This is a genomic window from Micromonospora sp. Utrum1, from assembly GCF_057197805.1.
Genome location: NZ_CM170071.1, coordinates 2,268,639 through 2,285,414 on the forward strand (window position 1 = coordinate 2,268,639; position 16,776 = coordinate 2,285,414).

The window sequence follows — 16,776 nt, forward strand, 5'->3', positions numbered from 1 at the left end:
CGGGAAGCTACCGGCGGGTAGCAAGGGGTGGCTCGGCCGCCGCCTGCACCGGCACCAGGCGCGCGGTGACCGCCCGCGTCCGCGACCGGTCGGCCGCCGTCACCCGGTCCACCGCCGCCAGCACCGCCGGCACGTCCAGCTCGGCCAGCGCCGGGTGCACCGCCGGGCCCTCGCCGGCCGGGCGTGGCCCCACCCAGAGCGCCTCGTGCCACGGCCGGTCCGCCGGCGGCCCCCACCACGCGGGCGGCACCGGGCCGAAGAGCAGCACCGACGGGGTGGCGAAGGCGGTGGCCAGGTGACCGATGCCGGTGTCCCCGCAGACCACCAGGCGGGCGTGGGCGACCAACGCGGCCAGTTCGCCGACGTCGGTCGCGCCGGCCAGCACGGCGTCGGCCGGCAACCCGGCCCGGCGGGCCACCTCGCCGGCGATGCCCCGCTCGCCGGGACTGCCCGTGACCACCACCCGGTGGCCCCGTCCGGCCAGCTCCCGGGCCACCGCCGCGAAGCGCTCCGGCGGCCAGCGGCGCTGCACCGCCTTGGCGCCCGGGTGCACCACCGTCACCCCGGTCGGCAGCCCGCCGGGCCCGGGCCGGCGCAGCGCCAGGTCGGTGCGGTCGGCGGCGATGCCGTACCAGCCGAGCAGCCGGCACCACCGGTCCACCTCGTGCTCCTCGGCCCGCCACGGCGGACCGTCGTGCCACCCGGCCTCGGCGTTGGCGAAGGCCAGCAGCCGCCGCGGCCGGACCTCGGCCAGCATCCGGTGCGACTGCGGCCCGCGACCGTGCAGGTTAACCGCCACCGCGGGCGGCGGGCCGGACCACCCGAGGTGGCCCAGCCCGTCCGCAAACACCTGCCGGTCCACGCCCCCGACCAGCTCGACCAGCGGGGTCAGCCAGCGCGGCGCGACCAGCGCCAGCTCCCGTCCGGGGTACGCGGCGCGCAGCGCGCGCAGCGCCGGCACCCCGGTGGCGAGGTCGCCGACGCCGAGCGCCCGGAGCACGAGGATCACGGGTACGACGACTCCTGTTCGGCGCAGACCACCAGCTCGCGTACGGCGCAGCCGGGCGGCTGGGAGAGGGCGAACATGATCGCCTCGGCGGTGTCCGCCGGGTCGTTGAGCACGGCGTCCGGGCCGGGCTTGTACCGCTCGTCCCGGTCGTCGAAGAACGCCGTCCGCATGCCGCCCGGGATCAGCAGCGTGACGCCGACCTTCCCGGCCAGCTCGGCGGCGAGCGCCCGGGTGAAGCCGACCACCCCGAACTTCGCCGCGCAGTACGCGGTCGCGTCGCTGACCGCCTTGACGCCCAGCGTGGACGCCACGGTCACCACCGTGCCGTTCGCCCGCTCCAGGTGCGGCACCGCGGCCCGGATCACCGCGGCGGTGCCGAGCAGGTTGATGGTGACGATCCGGTCCCAGGTCGCGCCGTCGACGTCGGCGAGCCTGCCGGGCACGTCCATGCCGGCGGCGGTCACCACACCGGCCAGCTCGCCGGCCTGCTCGGCGAGCTGCCGGGTGGCCGCCTCGGCGGCCCGGGTGTCGGCCAGGTCGCACTCGACCCAGGGCACCCCGTCCGCCGGCGCCTGCCGGTCCAGCACGTACGGCCGGCCGCCGGCCTTGCCCACGGCGGTCACCACCGCCGCGCCGAGGCCGCTCGACCCGCCGGTGACCAGAATCGCCCGTCCGTTCAAGTCCCTGCTCATACCGCTCCCTTGACGAGGTGGAGGCCGCGCTGGCGCGCGGCAGAGATGGTGCCGGTGGTGGACCGGCCGGCCAGGAAGGGCACGGTGACGACCCGGCCGCCCCAGCGGTGCACCAGCTCCGCCTCGGGCAGCTCGGGCGCGCCGTCGCCGGCGTAGTCCCCGCCCTTGACCCAGACGTCGGGGCGCAGCCGGGCGAGCACCTGGTGCGGGGTGGGCTCGTCGAAGACCACCACCGCGTCGACGCAGTCGAGGGCGGCCAGCAGCCGGGCCCGGTCCTGCTCCGGGTTGACCGGACGCTCGGGCCCCTTGAGGCCCCGGACGCTGCGGTCGGAGTTGAGGCAGACCACCAGGCAGTCGCCGAGGCGGCGGGCCGCCTGGAGGGTGGCCAGGTGACCGGCGTGCAGGATGTCGAAGCAGCCACCGGTGGCGACCACCGTGCCGCCGCCGGCGCGTACGTCGGCCACCAGCTCCTCGGCGGTGCGCGCGACGGCCGGCGCGGCCGTCGGCTCCGCCGCCCGGTGCAGGCCGGCCGCCCCGCCGGCCGCCACGTACGCGGACGCGGCCTCGACCGCCGCCTGCACCGCCTCGGCGACCGACGCGCCGTCGGCCAGCACCAGCGCGGCGGTGGCGGCGAACCGGTCCCCGGCGCCGCAGGTGTCCTCGACGTGCTCCAGGGTGGACGGCGGCGGCACCACCAGCGGGGTGCTGCCGGAGTGACAGAGCACCGCCCCGTCCGGCCCCATGGTCACCGCGACCGCGCCGACCCGCCACCGGCGGCGCAGATCCTGCCCGGCCCGGGTGGCGGTGGAGAGCGCCGAGCCGGCCCCCGCGTCGCCGGTGAGCCCGCGCAGTTCGCCGAGGTTGGGCGTGGTCAGCCGGGCGCCGGCCACCGCGGCGGGGCCGCGCGGGTGCGGGTCCCAGACCACCGGGGCGGCCGCTTCGGCCAGCGCCGCGCGCAGCGTGGGCTGCCGGGCCAGGCCGCGACCGTAGTCGCTGACCAGGATGGCGCGGGCCCGGGAGAGCAGCTCCAGCACGGCCTCGGACGGCTCGCCCGGCGGCTGCGGCTCGCCGCCCCGGTCCAGCCGCAGCAGCGTCTGCCCACCGGCGCGCAGCCGGATCTTCTCGGCCGTCGCGCCGGGCAGGCGCATCGGGTACACGGCCACCCCGGCCCCGGCCAGCAGCTCGGCCAGGCGGGCTCCGCCGGTGTCGTCGGCGAGCGCGGTCACCAGCGCGACCTCGGTGTCCTGTCCGGCGGCGAGCAGCGCGGCCAGTCCGGCCCCGCCGGGCCGGTCGACGGCCGACCGTTCGTCGAGCACCGGCACCGGCGCGTCCGGGGCGACCCGGCCGACCACGCCGGCGACGTCCCGATCCAGCAGCGCGTCGCCGACCACGACCAGCGGGCCGCTCACGGCTGCACCCACCCGGTGCCGGTGGACCCGTGCCCGGCGCGCCCGTTGGCCGGCCGCCCGTTGGCCGCGTGCCCGTTGTGCCCGTTACGGCCGTGCCCGTCGGCCGGGCGGTGCCCGTTCGGGCGCGCCTCGTCCCGAGCGTGCCCGTCCAGCCCTCGGCCGACGCCCAGGTGCGAGCCGGAGCCGACCCCGGCCAGCAGATGGCCGTCCGCCATGGCCCCGTCGACACCGTTCCGGTCGTCGCCGGTGGGGACGGGTGGCGGTGCCCAGCGGGCGAAGGTCCCCGCCCGGGGCGCCGGGACGGACGCGGTCGGGAGTTGCCGGATCAGCGGCAGCGCCTGGTCGACGTACTCGCAGAGCAGGTGCGTGGACACCAGGTGCAGCTCCTGCACCACCTGGCTGTCCGGGGACGGCACGGCGAGCACGTCGTGGCACAGGTCGGCGAGCGGGTTGGGGGCGGGGCCGGTGAAGGCCCAGCAGCGCAGGCCGGTGTCGTGGCCGGCCCGGGCGGCGGTGAGGAGGTTGGTGCTGGTGCCGCTGGTGGACATGAGCAGGAGGATGTCGTGGGGTCGGCCGTGGGCGCGGACCTGGCGGGCGAAGACCTCGTCGTAGCCGTAGTCGTTGCCGATGGCGGTGAGGGCGGAGGTTTCGGCGTGCAGGGCGATGGCGGAGAGGGGTTCGCGGTCGTCGCGGAGTTTGCCGACGAGTTCGGCGGTGAGGTGCTGGGCTTCGGCGGCGCTGCCGCCGTTGCCGGCCACCAGCAGCCGCCCGCCCCGGGCCAGGGTCCAGGCCAGCTCGGTGCCCCAGGCCGCCAACCGCTCGGCCTCCCGCCGGTACGGCAGCAGCGCCGCGGCCAGCCCGGACAGGTGGGCGTCGAGGGTGTCGTGGTGGCTCATCAGGCCACCGCCGGCGCGGGCCGGGACACCGTGGTGAGCGCGGCGTAGACCGCGCCGAGTTGTTCGGCGCAGCGCTTCCAGGAGTACCGGCTGCGGATCCGGTCCAGCGCGGCCGTGGCGTACGCGAAGCGGCGGACCTTGTCGGTCAGCAGCCGGCGCAGCGCGGTGCCGAGTGCGCGGGGGTCGCGCGGCGGCACCAGCTCACCGGTGAGCCCGTCCACGACGGTGTCCGCGATGCCGCCCACGTTGGTGCCGATCACCGGCACGCCGCAGGCCATCCCCTCCAGCGGGGTGAGCCCGAACGGCTCGTACCAGGGGGCGGCGACCAGCACGTCCGCCGAGCGGTACCAGGCGCCCATCTCCTCGCGCGGCACCGCGCCGACCAGCTTCACCCGGTCGGCCACGCCGCACGACTCGGCCAGCGCGGACAGCCGCCGGGCGAACGAGTCGGCGGGGAGCAGGTCGGCCGGCGGGCCGCCGACCACCACGCACTCGGCGTCCGGCACCGCGGGCAGCGCCCGGACCACGTCCAGGAAGCCCTTGCGCTCGACCATCCGGCCGACGGTGAGGATGCGCGGGCGGGCCGGGTCGCGCGGGGCGACCGTGCCGTCGGGGCGGAACACCGCCTGGTTGACGCCGGACGGGACGAGCGCCATCCGGGAGCGGGGCACGCCCATCCGGACCAGCTCCCGGACCTCGTCCTCGCACTGCACGATCACCCGGTCGACGGCCCGGCCGAGCGCCCGCTCGTAGCCGATCCGCCCTGGTGGACTGGTGTCCTTCGCGCCCTGGTGCCGGCGCTTGACCGTGCCGAGCGCGTGGTACGTCAGCACGGTCGGCACCCCGGTCCGCCGGCCGGCGTGCACCGTGGCCAGCCCGCTCATCCAGAAGTGCGCGTGCGCGACGTCCGGGGTCCAGCCGCCACGCCGCCAGGTGTCCGCCAGCCAGCTGCCGAACTCGCCCATGTACGGCAGCAGCTCGTCCTTCGGCACCCGCTGTGCCGGGCCGGCCGGCACGTGGCACACCTGGTAGCCGTCCGGGGTGGACACCGCCTCGGGGAGGGTGGTGGAGTCCCGGCGGGTGTAGACGCGGACGTCGTGTCCCTCGCCGACCAGCGCGGACGCGAGCTCCGCCACATGGGTGTTCTGACCGCCGGCGTCCTCCTCGCCGAGGACGGCGAGCGGGCTGGCATGCTCCGAAATCATCGCGATGCGCATGTCTCCTCCTCCATGATCCGGTCCCAGTCGGCGAGGAACCGGTCGAGCCCGAAGCGTTCCTTCGTCACCTCGCGTGCCCGCGCCCCCAGCCGGTACGCGGCGTCGCGGTCCTCGGCGAGCCAGCGGGCCGCCTCGACCAGCGTGTCCACGCGGGTGGAGAGGACCCCCGCATCGGGCGGCACGGCGTCCACGGCCTCGGTGGTGGCCAGCGCGACCACCGGCATGCCGATGGTCATGGCCTCGATCAGGCTCAGCCCGAGCGACGTCCAGCGGCACAGGTGCAGGTAGGCCCGCCGCCGGGCCACCTCAACGTGCATCCGGTCCTGCGGCGGGTCGTCGTGGGTGGCCAGGCGGTCCGCCGGCAGACCGAGCCGGTCGGGCAGGCCGTCCACCCCCATCCCGAACACGTCCAGCGGGGCGACCGCGGCGAAGCGGGGCATCAGGTCGGTGCCGGTGACCCGCCAGCGGCGGACCGGCTCGTTGGTGACCACGGCGAGGCGGTCCAGCTCGCCGGTCCACTCCACCCTCGGCGGCACGATGCCGTGCTCGACGACCGCGGTGCGGGTGCCGCCGTTGTCCCAGAACAGCTCGTTGAAGTGGGTCACGTGGGTGAGCAGCAGGTCGTCCCGGTCGGCCATCGGGTGGCGCGTGTTCGGCACGTCGCCCTTCGGGGTGTTGTGCTCGACGTAGACGGCCGGCAGGTCCCGGCCCGGCCGGCGGCCCAGCCACCGCTCGGCCAGCTCCAGCTCCTCGGGCCGTTGCAGGACGACCAGGTCGACCTCCGCCCGTCCCAGCTCCTCCGGGGTCACCTCGACGGCGTTCGCCGGCCAGGCGTAGGTACGCGCCCGACCCAGCCCGAACGGGCCGCGGTCGGGCGTGACCGGCACCAGGTACCGATGTCTCCCGCGCACGAACGACGTCGTCCAGGAGCCGTGCACGTGCCACAGCAGAACGTTCATCTCTCTCCTCGTCGGCGACTGTGCGGGGGCGGGGGCGGGGTGGGGGTCAGCCGGGGACGAGCAGGCGGACGGCGGCGACCACCCGGGCCGGGTCGACGCCGCTCAGGCAGGGGTGCCCGGCGACCGGGCAGCGGGCCGCCCGGGTGTCCCGGCAGGCCGCCCCGGCGTCGCCGAGCCGGACCGTCGGCACCCGGTAGGGCGCCCACTGTCCGAACGGGACGGTCGGGGCGAAGAGGCTGACCACCGGGGTGCCGACGGCGGCGGCGAGGTGAGCCGGCCCGGTGTTGCCGACCACCAGGCAGCGGGCCCCGGCGACGATCCGGGCCAGCCCGGCCAGGTCGGTCGCCCCACCGAGGTCGGTGCCGCCGGCGGCGGCGACCCGGGCGGTCAGTTCCCGTTCCCCGGGCCCGCCGGTGACCAGCACGTGGTGCCCGTCGGCCGCGAGGGCGGCCACGATCTCGGCGCAGCGCTCGGGCGGGCAGGCCCGGGCCGGCGCTGACGAACCGGGGTGCACCACCAGGTAGCCGCCGGCGGGCAGGTCGACGGAGGGCGCGCGCAGGTCGGCGCGGAGCCGCAGGCCCGGCTCGTCGCCCGCCGGCAGCGCGAAGCCGGCCGCGGCGGCCAGGGAGAGCGCCCGCTCCGGTTCGGGGACCCCGACCGGCACCCGGTGCCGCACGTCCAGCAGGGAGCCGGGGTAGTCGTCGCTGATCGCGCTGATCCGGGGGACGCCGGCCATCCGCAGCAGCAGGGCGAGGGGGAGCGGCGACTGGTGGAAGGAGGTGAAGACGACCGCCTCGTCGGCCCTCACCGCGGCCAGCCGGGCGGTGAGCCGGCGCATGTCCTCGGGGTCGACCGGCTCGGGGGACCCGTCGATCCAGGGCAGCCGCCACTCGATCAGCTCGTCGACGCCGGGCAGCAGCTCCGCCGCCGCCCGGCCGCGTGGCCCGCAGAGCAGGACCACCCGTTCCGCCCCGGCCGCCACCGCGCGGATGCCGGGGCCGGTGACCAGCACGTCCCCGGCCGAGTCGCTGCGCACCACCAGCACCGTGCCGGCCCGGCCGGTACGCGGCGCCACCGGCCGTACCGCCCGGTCCCGGCGCAGGATCTCGTCCGCCGCGCCGGGCAGGTCCCGGGCGACGGTCGGCGCTTCGGCGACCTCCTCGGGGCGGGTGACCGGGGTGGGCACCAGGATCCCGGTGGCGCCGGCGGCGAGCGCCGCGGCCATGTCGCGGCCGATGTCGCCGACCAGCACGCAACGCCGGGGCGCGGTGCCGAGCGCCCGCGCGGCCTCGTGCACCAGCCCGGGAGCCGGCTTGCGGCAGGCGCAGCCGTCGGTGTCGTCGTGCGGGCAGATCGCCCAGTGGTCGAAGGGGCCCAGCAGCTCCTCGATCCGGGCGTGCACCGCGTGCATCTGCGCCTCGGTGAAGTAGCCCCGCGCCAGCCCGGACTGGTTGGTCACCACGCCCAGCCGGCGTCCGGCCGCGCGCAGCCGGTCCAGCGCCGCCCGTGCCCCGGGCAGTGGCCGGACCTTCTCCGGGTCGCCGTTGTAGGGCACGTCCTCGACCAGGGTGCCGTCGCGGTCGAGCAGCACCGCGTCGTAGAGGGCGGGACCGGACGGATTCATGGGTGGACAGTTGCCCTGCGACAAGGAAGTAAACATCACCTTCCCGCCCCTGGGTCGGGGGCGGCGACGAGCGCCCCGGCGGGAACGGCGCGGGCACGCCACCAGCCGTGTACCCAGTGGACGACCGCCAGCGGCGGGATGAGCGCGCTGGTCACCAGCATGGTGGCGACCTCGTCGGGGGTGCGCGGGCCGGGCGCGACGCGGGCCCGGGTGAACTCGGCGGTGCCGGCCACCCAGCCGAGCGCGGCCAGGCCGCCGACCGCGCCGAGGGCCCGCCGGGCGCGGGCGGAGCGGAGGGGAGCGGTGCGCACCGTCGCGGCGGCCAGGGCCAGCGCACCGGCCGTGGCGACCGCCAGGTGCCGGGGCCGCCGCCCCGGCGGCAGGTCGAGGTCGGTGCGCCAGGCCGGGCCGTACAGCCGGCGGAGCAGCGCGTCGTCGGCGTTGCCGCGCTGGGTGCGCAGGCTGATCCAGCGGCTCTCCGGGCGGACCGGGTGGGTCACCCGACGGTGACCACGGACCAGGTCCCAGCCGGCGCGCCGGATCCGGTGGGCCAGCTCGGCGTCCTCCCGGTAGGCGCGCGGGAAGCGCTCGTCGAACCCGCCCGCGGCGGCGAGGGCCGCCCGGCGGTAGGCCATGTCCGCGGTGATCCACTTTCCCTCGGCCAGGCCGGCGGTGCCGCGTTCCCAGTCGGTGGGGCGCCGGTGCGCGGGCAGCGGCACGTCCACCACGCCCTGCACCCCGCCGATCCCGCCGGCCACCGCGAGGTCCTCGCGCAGCCGCCGAACCCAGTCCGGCGCCGGCACGACGTCGTCGTCGAGGAAGACCACCCACTCGCCGCGAGTGGCCCGCCAGCCCAGGTTGCGGGCCGCCGCCGGGCCCGCGCCGCGCCCGGTCAGCACCTTCGTGTACGCCGCCAGCGCCCCCGGCACCGCCAGTTCCCCGGTGTCGTCGCGCCGGTCGTCGACCAGCAGCAGTTCGGCTCCGGGCAGCTCGTCGAGCTGGCCGGCCAGGGCGTCCAGCAGGGTGGCCAGGCTCGGCCGCCCCAGCGTGGGCACCACGACGCTGATCACCGCGCACCACCGAGCCCCCGGCGGTGCACCGCGAACGGCCCGAGGGCGAGCAGATCCACCGGGGCGGAGCCGAACAGCTCCATGGCCTCGCGCGGGGTGTCCACCATGGGCCGCCCGGCGGTGTTCAACGAGGTGTTCACCACCACCGGCAGCCCGGTGCGCCGCTCGAACTCGGCCAGCAGCTCGGCCACCACCGGCTCGGATTCCGCGTGCACGGTCTGCACCCGGGCGGTCCCGTCGACGTGGGTGACCGCCGGGATCCGATCCCGCCAGTCGGGCTTCACCCGGTGCACGAAGAGCATGTACGGGCTGGGGTAAACCCCCTCGAAGATCTCCGCGAAGCGTTCCGCGCGGACCATCGGGGCGATCGGCCGGAACTGCTCCCGGCCCTTGACGTCGTTCATCCGGCGGGTGGTGTCCGGGTCGCCGGGATGGGCCAGCAGCGACCGGTGGCCGAGCGCCCGCGGGCCGTACTCGCTGCGCCCCTGGTACCAGGCGACGATGCTGTTGTCGGCGAGCACCCGGGCCGCCTCGGCGGCGATCGACGCCGGCCGGGTGTACGGCAACGCCGCCCGGCGCAGCTCCGCCTCCAGCTCCTCGTCCGACCAGCCCCGGCCGAGGTCCGCGCCGGTCATCGGGGTGGACCGGTCGCCCAGCTCGCCGGCCACGTGCAGGGCCGCGCCGAGCGCGGTGCCCGCGTCGCCGGCCGCCGGTTGCACCCAGACGGTCCGGTACGGCCCCTCGGCCGCGATCCGCGCGTTGGCCACGCAGTTCAGCGCCACCCCGCCGGCCATGGCCAGGGTGGTGGCGCCGCCGGAGGCGTCGTACAGCCAGCGGGACAGGTCGAGGATGACCTCCTCCAGTCGGGCCTGCACGCTGGACGCCAGGTCGGCGTGCTCCTCGGCCGGCTCGCCGCCGGCCGCGACCGCCTTGGCCATGCTCGTCCAGTCGATCCGCTCGACCTGGAATCCGCCGTCGTCGGTGACCCGCACCAGCTCGCGGAGCATGCCCAGGTGCTTCGGCCGGCCGTAGGAGGCCAGCGCCATCACCTTGTACTCGTCGCTGGAGTGCAGGAAGCCGAGGTGCCGGGTGAGGTCCTCGTAGAGCAGGCCCAGCGAGTGGGGGAGCTGCTGCGAGTACAGGGGGGACAGCCGTCCGTCCCGGTAGACGCCGGCCAGGTGGCTGGCCACCTCACCGCGGCCGTCGAGCACCAGCACGGCGGTGTCGTCGCCGGCCGGCGGGGCGGCCAGGCCGGCGGAGGCCGCGTGCGCGACGTGGTGGGGCACGAACCGCACCCTGTCCGGGTCGAGCCCGGGCAGGGCGGCGGCGAGGAACTGCGGGGCCCGCCGGGCGTAGTCGACCCGCAGCCAGTCCCAGGGGTCGCTGAGGCCCAGCTCAGCGGCGTCGCGGCAGAGGCCGGGGTCGAAGGAGTACGCCACCGCGTCGAGGCTGTCCACGTCGATCCCCGCGCTGGCCAGGCACCACGCGGCGGAGAGCTCGGGCAGCTCCCAGGCGGAGAACGGGACCGGGCGCTTGCCGTGCTTGCGGCGGCTGAACCGTTCCTCTTCGGCGGCGGCCACCACCCGGCCGTCGACCACCAGGGCGGCCGCGGGGTCGTGGAAGACCGCGTTGATTCCAAGGACGCGCATGAGTAGTCCCTACCCTGGCGACCACGACCTAACCTGTAGATCATCGACTTCTCCGAGAAGTCGAATCTCCGTTGTGGAGTTTCCTGATTCGGGACCAAAGCCCCCGGTCGCCGCGGTCGGCGAGCCTCAGCGCAGCATGCCCGGACCGAACACCTCGTACGCGATCCGCTCGGCCGGTACGCCCCGGCGCAGCAGGCCGCCCCGGACCAGCGCCATGAACGGCACCGGCCCGCACAGGTGCACGTACGCGCCGGGGGCGAGCGGGACCAGCGCCGGGTCGACGAGCCCCTCGGCGATCTCCGCCTTGCCCCCGGCCAGTTCGCCGCCGGCGGTGTCCTCGTACCAGAGACGCACCGACAGGTTCGGCAGCCGCTCCTGGAGCGCGGGCAGTTCGTGGCGCAGCGCGTGCGCGGCGCCGGTCCGGTCGGCGTGCACCAGCGTCACCGGCCGCTCGGGCTCGGTGGCCGCCAGGTGGGCCAGCGCCGACATGGCCGGGGTCAGCCCGATGCCGGCGCTGACCAGCAGCAGCGGCTGCCCGTCGCCGAGCGCGCTGACCTCGCCGAACGGCGGGCTGAGCCGGAGCGTTTCGCCGACGGCGACGCGCTTGTGCAGGAAGCCGGAGACCATGCCGTCGGGCGCGCCGGCGGTGCCGCGTACCCGCTTCACGGTGATCCGCCAGTGGTCGGCGCCGGGCCGGCCGGAGAGGCTGTACTGCCGGATCTGCTGGCCACGACCGCCGTCCAGGTCGACCGCGACGGAGGTGTACTGGCCGGCGGTGAAGCCGGGCACCGGACCGCCGTCGGCGGGGACCAGGGTGAAGGACACCACGTCCGGGGTCTCCGCGGTCTTCTCCGTGACCCGCCACTCGCGCCACACCGAGCCGTTCTCCGGCACGCCGGCCTCGGTGTAGAGGCGCGCCTCCCGGGCGATCAGCTCGCAGGCCAGCAGCCAGTACACCTCGTCCCAGGCCGCCGCGACCTCGGGGGTGACCGCCTCGCCGAGCACCTCGGCCACCGCGGCCATCAGGTGCCGGCCGACGATCGTGTACTGGGTGGCGGTGATCCCCAGGGAGACGTGCTTGTGCGCGATCCGGTCCAGGATCGGCCCCCACGGCATCCCGCTGCCCCCGGTCAGGTGCTCGGCGTACGCGACCACGGCGCCGGCCAGCGCCGCCTTCTGCGTGCCGGTGGCCTGGTTGCTCCGGTTGAAGATGTTCAGGAGCTCCGGGTGGGCGGCGAACATGCGCTGGTAGAACCGGCCGGTGATCGCCTCGCCGTGGGCCTGTACGGCGGGCAGGGTCGCCGTCACCACCGCTGCTGAGGATTCCGAAAGCACGACTACTCCTTGTGGCGTCGAACGGGTCGATCACCACTGAACAGGAGTCCGAGATTCGCCTTCAGGGTCGAAGGTCCCGGGACCGGCGTGGTGTGGATCACCGCCCCGAACGGCCTGGTCGGCCCGTGTCGCGCCGAGCGCTCGCTGGCTAGGGTCGAGGCGTGAAGCTCAACCGGTCGACCGACATGGCCCTGCGGATCGCCATGCTGACCGCCGCGTCCCCGGCCCGGACCACCGTGGACGAGCTCGCCACCCAGCTCGCGCTGCCGCGCAGCCACGTGGCCAAGGTGGTGCAGCGGTTGCAACGGCTCGGCGTGCTGGTCACCATCCGGGGCCGCTCCGGCGGGGTGTCCTTCGCCGAGCCCGCCGGGGAGTTGACCGTCGGCCACGTGGTCCGGGCCTTCGAGGGCAACGACGAGGTGGTCAACTGCGAGCAGCCGTCCTGCCCGCTGGTCGCCGGCTGCCGGCTGCGCGGCCAACTGCGCCGCGCCCAGGCCGCCTTCCTCGCCGTGCTCGACGGGGTACGCCTCGGCGACCTGGTCGACGGCCCCGCCGGTCCGCTGCTGCTCACCCTCAGCGCTGCGGAGGCCCGTGCCTGATGGCCGTCTCGCATCCGATCTTCGCCCGGGTCTTCGCGCGGGCCAGCGTCGTCATGGACCGGGCCGGCGCCGCCGCGCACCGGCGCCGGCTGGTGGCCGGGCTGCGCGGCCGGGTGGTCGAGGTGGGGGCCGGCAACGGGCGGAACCTCCCGCACTATCCGCCGACCGTGACCGGGGTGCTCGCCGTGGAGCCGGAGTCCCGGTTGCGCGACCTCGTCCGGGCCGCCGCGCCCGACGCGCCGGTGCCGGTGACCGTGGCCGCCGGCCTGGCCGAGGCGCTGCCGGTCGCCGACGCGAGCGCCGACGCGGTGGTGCTGTCGCTGGTGCTCTGCTCGGTGCCGGACCAGGCGGCGGCGCTGCGCGAGGCGCGCCGGGTCCTGCGCCCGGGCGGAGAACTCCGCTTCTACGAGCACGTCGTCGCGGAGACCCCGGGGCTGCGCCGGGCCCAGCGCCTGGCGGACGCCACGCTCTGGCCGCTCTGCTGCGCCGGCTGCCACACCGCCCGGGACACCGTGGCGGCGATCCGGGCGGCCGGCTTCACCGTGACCGAGCTGGACCGGTTCCGCTTCCCGCCGACGGGGATGCCGGGACCGGCGTCGCCGCACGTGCTCGGCCGGGCCGTCGGTCCCTGACCGCGACGAGGCGCCCCGGGCTTCGGGACGCCTCGCGGCTGGCGGCGGGTCAGCTCACCGTGACCGTGCCGTCCGGGGCGCGGACGCAGGACACCGCCCGGGCGCCGGTCGCCGCGGCCCCGGTCAGGCAGCGGCCCAGCACCCGGTGGCCGGCGGCGCTCGGGTGCCAGGACTCCTGGCAGGTCTGGAAGTACGTGCCGCAGGCGTTCGCGATCCGCTGGATGTCGAGCTTGTCGTAGCCGGAGAGGCTGGTCACGAAGACGCCGGTCGGGCCGTCCATCAGCCGGATCGGGGTGGCCAGGGCGTTGCCCGGGCTGCCCGCCGACTCGCAGAGCCGGGCGCCGTCGAAGGCGCGCTGCACGTTGAGGTAGACCAGGTTGTCCTGCGGGAACTCGGCCGCAAGGGTGGTCCGCACGGCGTTGACCAGGGTGCCGAGGCCCTGCGAGAAGCGCTGGCCCGGCGCCAGGCTGCCCCGGTGGATCGGGCAGCCGGCCGCGTACCGTTCGGCGCCGAGGGCGCGGAACTTGTCCCGGGTGTCGTCCCGGTCGTCCTCGGTCCAGTAGACCGAGGCCAGGTCGGCGGGGAGCGGGTTGGTGTAGTCCTGGAACACCACCCGGTGCTGGCCGTCGGCGTCGACCTGGTCGAGGGTGGTGAGCAGCTGCCGGACCGCCGCCGTGGTCTCGGCGGTCGCGGCGCTGAACTGCGCGGCGGTGGCCAGGTCGGCGTCCGTGCACGGCTCCTGCTCGACCGGCCCGCCGAGGTACGCCCAGAACTCCCACCAGCCGGTCCAGGCGTCGGCGATGAACCGGTTGGCGCACTTCTCCGCCACGCTGCCGAAGGTGAACGAGCTGTTGTTCGAGCCGAGGCCGACCAGCACCAGGTCGATGTCGTGGGTGCTCGCCACCGCCCGGAGCTGGTCGAGCTGGGCGCTGACCTGCCGGCCCTTCGTGCGGGTGGCGGAGGCGGCGGCGATGTCGTACGGCTGCCCGCCCGAGCAGGCCAGGTTGAACCGGGCCGCGATGCCCGGCAGGTCGGCCTGGAACAGCGAGGCGTTCGGCGAGCGGTGGCAGAAGTAGGCGTTGTTGTTCGGTGCCGACCAGCCGGGGAAGCCCTGGGCCACCCCGTCGACGTCGACCACCGGCGCGTACGCCCCGGCGCCCTCGCCGCTGATGAAGCTGTCGCCCAGCGCCACCGCGGCGGTGGGCAGGGCGGCGGCGGCGGGTCCGGCGGGCGCCACGGCGGCCGGCAGCGCCACCGCGGCGACGGCCAGCGCCGTCGCGAGCGCGGCACGACGGAACACGGACATGGCCCGACCCCCTCACACATCGAAATGTGAAAGATTCTTCAAGGAGGCGATCAGACCATGCTCGTGTGACGCCCGTCAATGGACGGACGTCCGCGCGCCCGCTGCCGGATCCCTCGGCCGGGAAGACACCGGCGGGGCCCGTCGTTGTCGTCCACGGACGCCTCCTCGCCACCGGCCGCGCCGCACCGCACCGGGTGCCACGGGTCTGTCGGAGCGCCGGGCTAGGCTCGCTCCGGCGCGCCGCGCCTGGCGATCGACGTGGGGGATCGCACGGTGAGCGGCACCACACCGCCGAGACCTGGGAGTACGACCAGTTGACCGCACAGCCTGAGACCCTGTACGGGGCCGACGACCTGACGCACCTGGAGGGCCTTGACGCCGTCCGGAAGCGCCCCGGCATGTACATCGGCTCGACCGACAGCCGTGGCGTGGGTCACCTCGTCAACGAGATCCTCGACAACTCGACCGACGAGGGTGTCGCGGGTCACGCCACCAAGGTCGACGTGATCCTGCACGCCGACGGCTCGGTGCGGGTCGACGACGACGGTCGCGGCATCCCGACCGACGTGCACGCCAAGTCCGGCATCTCCGGCGTCGAGCTGGTGCTGACCCGCCTGCACGCGGGCGGCAAGTTCGGCGGCTCCGGCTACAAGACCTCCGGCGGCCTGCACGGCGTGGGCGCCTCGGCGGTCAACGCGCTCTCCCGGCGGTTCGACGTCACCGTCCGCCGCGGCGGCAAGGTCCACTCGATGTCGTTCCGGCACGGCGTACCCGGGATCTTCGACGGCGACGGCCCGGACGCGCCGTTCACCCCCGGCCCCGGCCTGCAGATCGTCGGCGCCATGAAGCGCGGCCAGCGCACCGGCACCTCCATCCGCTGGTGGCACGACCCGCGCTACTTCGAGACGGGCGCCGCCCTCGACACCGAGGCGGTCCGGCTCAAGCTGCGCAACACCGCCTTCCTGGTGCCGGGCGTGGCCTACCGGCTGCGCGACGAGACCGGCGAGAAGGTCGTCGAGGAGAGCTTCCACTTCCCCGACGGCCTCACCGACATGGTGGAAAACCTGGCCCCGGCCGGCGACCGCCCGGTCTCGGGCACCCTGCTGGTCACCGGCGAGGGGACCTACCGGGAGAACGCCGCCGACGCCAACGGCGTCATGCAGTCCAACGTGCAGCGCCGGGCCGAGGTCGAGGTGGCTTTCCGCTGGGGCACCGGCTACGAGCGCACCGTCGAGTGCTTCACCAACACCATCCGCAACGCCCACGGCGGCACCCACCGCAAGGGCTTCGAGCGGGCCCTGGCCCGGACCCTCGCCGAGGCCGCCCGCAACACCCGCGGCCTGCTCAAGCCCAAGGAGGACGCGCCCACCCTGGACGACGTCCTGGAGGGCATGACGGCCGTGGTGCACGTGCGGATCCCGGAGCCGCAGTTCACCTCGCAGACCAAGGACGAGCTCTCCACCGCCGGCATCACCAAGGTGCTCCAGGGCCTGGTCGAGGCGCACCTCAAGGCGTGGCTGGAGGACCGGAAGACCAAGGCCGAGGCCCGGACGGTGCTCCAGAAGATCGTCGACGCGGCCCGGGTCCGGCTGACCCAGAAGCAGCAGAAGGACGCCGCCCGGCGCAAGACCGCCCTGGAGGGCGCGTCGATGCCGGCCAAGCTGGTCGACTGCCGGGCCACCGGGGTGGAGCGCAGCGAGCTGTTCATCGTGGAGGGTGACAGCGCGCTCGGCACCAGCCGGATGGCCCGCTCCTCGGAATACCAGGCCCTGCTGCCGATCCGCGGCAAGATCCTCAACGTGCAGAAGGCGAACCTCCAGCAGGTGCTGGACAACGCCGAGTGCGCGGCGATCGTGCAGGTGCTCGGCGCCGGTTCGGGGCGGACCTTCGACCTCTCCGCGCTGCGCTACGGCCGGGTGCTCATCATGGCCGACGCCGACGTGGACGGCGCGCACATCCGCACCCTGCTCATCACGCTCTTCGCCCGCTACATGCGGCCGCTGATCGAGGCGGGCCGGCTCTACGCGGCCATGCCGCCCCTGCACAAGATCACCACCAAGGGGCGCAACCCGCAGACCGTCTACACCTACACGCAGGCCGAGATGGAGGCGACGGTCCGCAAGCTGGAGAAGGCCGGCAAGCAGATCGTCACGCCGATCCCGCGGTTCAAGGGTCTCGGCGAGATGGACGCCGACGAACTCTGGGAGACCACCATGAACCCGGCCACCCGGGCGGTCCGCCGGATCACCCTCGACGACGTCGAGGCCGCCGAGCGGATCCTCGAACTGCTCATGGGGGAGAAGGTCGAGCCCCGCCGCAACTGGCTCATCGACTCGGCCGACCTGGTCGACCGCGACGCCATCGACGCCTGACCACCGG

The 16,776-nt window shown here is 75.6% G+C and carries 13 protein-coding genes and 1 pseudogene; 3 read left to right on the forward strand and 11 right to left on the reverse strand.

What is annotated here, in order from left to right; translation table 11 throughout:
* Window positions 1-7: 7 nt before the first annotated feature.
* The 10 genes and pseudogenes from AC0OLQ_RS10985 to AC0OLQ_RS11030 form a co-directional block, all read right to left on the reverse strand.
* Window positions 8-1,009, reverse strand: coding sequence for a glycosyltransferase family 9 protein (locus AC0OLQ_RS10985; RefSeq protein WP_484531230.1), 1,002 nt, complete (start codon window positions 1,007-1,009; stop codon window positions 8-10).
* Complete coding sequence (locus AC0OLQ_RS10990) at window positions 1,006-1,701, reverse strand: SDR family oxidoreductase (RefSeq protein WP_484531231.1); 696 nt, start codon at window positions 1,699-1,701, stop codon at window positions 1,006-1,008. The genes AC0OLQ_RS10985 and AC0OLQ_RS10990 overlap by 4 nt, the downstream gene beginning before the upstream one ends.
* Window positions 1,698-3,110, reverse strand: a complete 1,413-nt coding sequence (locus tag AC0OLQ_RS10995) for a PfkB family carbohydrate kinase (RefSeq protein ID WP_484531232.1) — start codon at window positions 3,108-3,110, stop codon at window positions 1,698-1,700. The genes AC0OLQ_RS10990 and AC0OLQ_RS10995 overlap by 4 nt, the downstream gene beginning before the upstream one ends.
* A gap of 325 nt (window positions 3,111-3,435) precedes the next feature.
* A pseudogene (locus AC0OLQ_RS11000) lies at window positions 3,436-4,006 on the reverse strand (D-sedoheptulose-7-phosphate isomerase); the annotation flags it as partial.
* Window positions 4,006-5,223 carry a glycosyltransferase gene (locus AC0OLQ_RS11005; protein WP_484531233.1) on the reverse strand — a complete coding sequence of 406 codons (1,218 nt, stop codon included), beginning with the start codon at window positions 5,221-5,223 and terminating at the stop codon, window positions 4,006-4,008. The pseudogene AC0OLQ_RS11000 and the gene AC0OLQ_RS11005, both read right to left, overlap by 1 nt.
* Window positions 5,208-6,182 carry a glycosyltransferase gene (locus AC0OLQ_RS11010; RefSeq protein WP_484531234.1) on the reverse strand — a complete coding sequence of 325 codons (975 nt, stop codon included), beginning with the start codon at window positions 6,180-6,182 and terminating at the stop codon, window positions 5,208-5,210. Before AC0OLQ_RS11010 ends, AC0OLQ_RS11005 begins: the two co-directional genes overlap by 16 nt.
* Window positions 6,183-6,228: 46 nt before the next feature.
* The gene (locus AC0OLQ_RS11015) at window positions 6,229-7,806 is read right to left on the reverse strand and encodes an HAD-IIIA family hydrolase (RefSeq protein ID WP_484531235.1); all 1,578 of its coding nucleotides are present in this window, start codon (window positions 7,804-7,806) and stop codon (window positions 6,229-6,231) included.
* A 35-nt stretch (window positions 7,807-7,841) separates the two neighbouring features.
* On the reverse strand, window positions 7,842-8,876 hold the full coding sequence (locus AC0OLQ_RS11020) for a glycosyltransferase family 2 protein (RefSeq protein ID WP_484531236.1): 1,035 nt from the start codon (window positions 8,874-8,876) through the stop codon (window positions 7,842-7,844).
* Window positions 8,873-10,525 carry a carbamoyltransferase family protein gene (locus AC0OLQ_RS11025; RefSeq protein ID WP_484531237.1) on the reverse strand — a complete coding sequence of 551 codons (1,653 nt, stop codon included), beginning with the start codon at window positions 10,523-10,525 and terminating at the stop codon, window positions 8,873-8,875. The genes AC0OLQ_RS11020 and AC0OLQ_RS11025 overlap by 4 nt, the downstream gene beginning before the upstream one ends.
* 126 nt (window positions 10,526-10,651) lie before the next feature.
* A complete protein-coding gene (locus AC0OLQ_RS11030) occupies window positions 10,652-11,860 on the reverse strand; it encodes a globin domain-containing protein (protein WP_484531238.1) in 1,209 nt (402 codons plus the stop codon).
* A 161-nt stretch (window positions 11,861-12,021) separates the two neighbouring features.
* On the opposite strand from AC0OLQ_RS11030, the gene AC0OLQ_RS11035 reads away from it, so the two are divergent.
* Both AC0OLQ_RS11035 and AC0OLQ_RS11040 read left to right on the forward strand, forming a co-directional pair.
* Window positions 12,022-12,459 (forward strand): RrF2 family transcriptional regulator, encoded by a 438-nt coding sequence (locus AC0OLQ_RS11035; RefSeq protein ID WP_484531239.1) that lies wholly within the window; start codon window positions 12,022-12,024, stop codon window positions 12,457-12,459.
* Window positions 12,459-13,091, forward strand: a complete 633-nt coding sequence (locus AC0OLQ_RS11040; protein ID WP_484531240.1) for a class I SAM-dependent methyltransferase — start codon at window positions 12,459-12,461, stop codon at window positions 13,089-13,091. The genes AC0OLQ_RS11035 and AC0OLQ_RS11040 overlap by 1 nt, the downstream gene beginning before the upstream one ends.
* 49 nt (window positions 13,092-13,140) lie before the next feature.
* Here AC0OLQ_RS11040 and AC0OLQ_RS11045 read toward each other — a convergent pair whose 3' ends face one another.
* Window positions 13,141-14,397, reverse strand: coding sequence for an SGNH/GDSL hydrolase family protein (locus tag AC0OLQ_RS11045; RefSeq protein ID WP_484531241.1), 1,257 nt, complete (start codon window positions 14,395-14,397; stop codon window positions 13,141-13,143).
* A gap of 314 nt (window positions 14,398-14,711) precedes the next feature.
* Between AC0OLQ_RS11045 and AC0OLQ_RS11050 the strand changes: the two genes are divergently transcribed.
* Window positions 14,712-16,769 (forward strand): DNA gyrase/topoisomerase IV subunit B, encoded by a 2,058-nt coding sequence (locus tag AC0OLQ_RS11050; RefSeq protein ID WP_484531242.1) that lies wholly within the window; start codon window positions 14,712-14,714, stop codon window positions 16,767-16,769.
* Window positions 16,770-16,776 lie beyond the last annotated feature (7 nt).